The organism is Pseudomonas sp. 2822-17 (assembly GCF_002742485.1).
In the GTDB taxonomy this organism is placed as follows: domain Bacteria; phylum Pseudomonadota; class Gammaproteobacteria; order Pseudomonadales; family Pseudomonadaceae; genus Aquipseudomonas; species Aquipseudomonas cyclaminis.
Map to the genome: position 1 here is coordinate 1 of NZ_LJRZ01000822.1, position 303 is coordinate 303.

Below are 303 nucleotides of genomic sequence, written 5' to 3' on the forward strand. Positions count from 1 at the left end.
ACTTATACCCACCCAATGCTGACCAAATCCAACTCACAAACAGAACATCGACAAGAAATAGAGAAAGCTCACCAAACAATTTCAGATGTAACAGGGCATCCACCAACGACATTCCGAGCACCGTTTTTTGACTTTAACGAAGTAACCGTGAGCATTTGTGAAGATCATAAATACAAGATGGTTGGAGCCGTTAATGGAGAGGCACTTGACTGGGAAATGCCTGGAGTAGATCATATAATTACAAAAACAAGAGACAGTCTGTCCAACGGAAGCATCTCACTTTTTCACGATAGGTTTGACGAT

The 303-nt window shown here is 41.6% G+C and carries 1 protein-coding gene; it reads left to right on the forward strand.

The window, feature by feature from the left end:
• A partial coding sequence (locus AOA60_RS35030) for a polysaccharide deacetylase family protein (RefSeq protein WP_143522588.1) occupies nt 1-303 on the forward strand: 303 nt, incomplete at both ends.